Here is a 1975-nt window from a genome sequence, read left to right on the forward strand (position 1 = left end):
CTCCCGCGCTCCCGCCGCGCTCCCCCGCCCCCTCGCACTTCTCCACTTTTGCGGCGCTGCATTTTTGACACCTTGAAACGGCGTGTGCGATAACTCCCGGTCAGCCTTTTCTCACCACCGCACAAGGAGTGGCAGGCGATGTTCACGGGCGTGAAGGTCTTCTCCGCTACGAAGGCCAAGGAGCGGGAAGAGTTGGGTGAGAACGTCACCCGCTGGATCAAGAGCAACTCCGATCTCGAGATCGTGGACCGGGTCGTCTGCCAGTCCTCCGACAACGAGTTCCACTGCTACACGCTGGTGCTGTTCTACAAGCACGCGAAGCCTCCGGCCGCGCAGTAGGACGCCGCACCCGCATCACCGCTTCTTGAAGGCCTGATCCCCCCGCACGCGCTGCCATCCGACGCGCGCGGGGAGAGCAGGCCTTTCTATTTCGATCTGTTATGGTCCGCCCCGTGGCGCGCTTCGAAGACGAGGACGGGGAGGAAGATCGGCTGCTCCGCACGGATGCCCTTCCGGCCCTGCGCATGACGCGGGTGCGGGTGCGGCTCCTCGTGCTGTCCGGTCCCGAAGCAGGCCAGAGCTACCCGCTGACGCCCGGGCGCTACCGGGTGGGGGCGGATCCCGCGTCGGACATCGTCATCGCGGACCGGGCCGTGTCGCGCAGCCACCTGCTGCTGGACGTGCGCGAGGACGGCATCCAGGCGGTGGACGTGGGCTCGCGCAACGGGTCCTTCTGCGAGGGCATGCGCTTCACCACGCTGGACGTGCGGCCGGGCGCGGTGCTCACGCTGGGCACCACGGAGCTGAAGCTGGTGCCGGAGGGCGAGAAGGCGCGCGCCATGCCGTTGTCCAGCCGCGAACGCTTCGGGAACCTGGTGGGCTCCAGCCGCCGCATGCGGGAGCTGTTCACCCTGCTGGAGCGGCTGGCGCAGGGCGAGTCCGACGTGCTCATCCAGGGCGAGACGGGCACCGGCAAGGAGCTGTGCGCGGAGGCCCTGCACACCCACGGGACGCGCTCCAAGGGGCCCTTTGTCATCGTGGACCTGGCGGGCGTGGCGCCGCAGCTCCTGGAGTCGGAGCTGTTCGGCCACGTGAAGGGCGCCTTCACCGGGGCGCAGGCGGACCGCGCGGGCGCCTTCGAGCGCGCGCACGGGGGCACCCTCTTCCTGGACGAGGTGGGGGAGTTGCCCCTGGAGGTGCAGCCCCGGCTCCTGCGCGCGCTGGAGCGCCGGCAGGTGAAGCGGGTGGGCGCCAACGACTACCGCGCGGTGAACGTGCGGGTGGTGGCCGCCACGCACCAGGACCTGGAGGGCGCGGTGAAGGCCGGCCGCTTCCGGGGGGACCTCTTCCACCGGCTCGCGGTGCTGCGCGCGATGCTGCCGCCCCTGCGCGAGCGTCCGGAGGACATCCCGCTGCTCATCGACACCGTGCTGGAGCGCATGGGCAAGCCGCCGAGCGCCCTGTCGGACCAGACGCGCGCCCTGCTCTCCCAGTACCCGTGGCCGGGCAACGTGCGCGAGCTGCGCAATGTCGTGGACCGGGTGGTGAGCCTGGGCGAGTCCGCGCTGCCGGACCTGCCGGAGACGCCCTCCCGGCCGACCCCCGCCGCGGACGCGGACCCCGAGGACACGCTGTCGCTGGCGTTGGATCTGCCCTTCAAGGAAGCGAAGGAGCGCCTCATCGAGGGCTTCGAGCGCGACTACTTGAAGACGCTCCTGGAGCGGTGCGGCGGCAACGTGTCCAAGGCGTCGCGCGAGGCGGGCATCGACCGCGTCTACCTGCGCAAGCTGCTGCGCAAGCACGGGCTCGCGTCCGGGCCGGACTAAGCCTCCCCTCCCCCGCGAGTCACGGCCGCCGTGGCCGGGGTGACACTGCGCCGGGACTCCCTGCCCGGGGCGCTTGTCGGCGCCTGGGGGGCGGCCCATGTTCGCAAGCGACCCACGCGAGGAGGGTGCCATGCGCCAGGGAATGGGGA

Annotated in this window: 2 protein-coding genes; both read left to right on the forward strand. The window is 70.9% G+C overall.

Annotated elements, in window-relative coordinates:
- Positions 1 to 138 precede the first annotated feature (138 nt).
- Entirely contained in the window at positions 139 to 339 is a 201-nt protein-coding gene (locus tag D7X12_RS41050; RefSeq protein WP_120610239.1) for a hypothetical protein, read from the forward strand.
- A gap of 101 nt (positions 340 to 440) precedes the next feature.
- Positions 441 to 1826 (forward strand): sigma 54-interacting transcriptional regulator, encoded by a 1386-nt coding sequence (locus tag D7X12_RS41055; RefSeq protein ID WP_120630530.1) that lies wholly within the window; start codon positions 441 to 443, stop codon positions 1824 to 1826.
- Positions 1827 to 1975 lie beyond the last annotated feature (149 nt).

It is taken from the genome of Corallococcus sicarius, assembly GCF_003611735.1.
Lineage (GTDB): Bacteria > Myxococcota > Myxococcia > Myxococcales > Myxococcaceae > Corallococcus > Corallococcus sicarius.